General features: G+C 37.6%; 1 protein-coding gene. It reads right to left on the bottom strand.

Annotated elements, in window-relative coordinates; all coding sequences use genetic code 11:
* Nucleotides 1-713: hypothetical protein (locus ASV53_RS24270; RefSeq protein WP_205049239.1), on the bottom strand; the 713-nt coding region annotated here is incomplete at its 3' end.
* Between the last annotated feature and the right edge of the window lie 95 nt (nt 714-808).

Consider the following 808-nt stretch of genomic DNA (forward strand, 5'->3'; position numbering starts at 1 on the left):
GTGATTAATACACCTTCAATTTTACAGTTGAATAAACTATCGACAGGAAGGTTTCCTCGTCGCTCATCAGCGGCAATGACAATTTCTTCAATTTTATGTTTACTGACAAACTCGTTTAACGGGCAATCTAGCTCGAATTTGGTGCCTTTGGGTGTATGTTGGCTACTGTCACCTTCAATTTTTACATAGCCGTAAAGATCAACATGAACACGGTCTGCTTTACGGCGCATACATTTTTCAATCAAACTTGCACGTTCACCTGCACCGATCACCAACACTCTCACTTGCCCTATTTTTTCGTAATTATTTGAGATAGCGACAAAACGAGAAGCCATTAACCCCATGAAAGTAAGAAAGAAAATCAACTCTCGGCTAAGTCCTGGCAAGTAAGGGATGGGAAGGATGAAATAAAAACCACTAGCAAGAACATAAGCGAGAATAAGAGCAACAATTAATCGGACAGCGATCCCATTGAAGTTTTCTCGTAATTTTTCGTTATATAAACCAACGGCAAGTAATGCAACCTGGAGAGGAAGGGTATATAAGATCAAGTGAATAAAAAAAGTAGCATCGCCATAATGAGGAAGTGATATTGCCGAAAAGTAGCCAATTCCGACCAAACTTAAAGTAAAAATAGAGAATAACACCAAAATATCAGCAAATATAAGCGTGGCATTGCTTAAATTTAAGTCGTGAAATCGAGAGTGCGACATAGATATCCTTACCTATAAAACGTAACTTTAAAATTCAACTAATAAGCAGCGCGTAATATTTTCTTATCATCACCTACCTAATTGATTATTGACGA

The organism is Photobacterium sanguinicancri (assembly GCF_002265265.1).
GTDB lineage: Bacteria > Pseudomonadota > Gammaproteobacteria > Enterobacterales > Vibrionaceae > Photobacterium > Photobacterium sanguinicancri.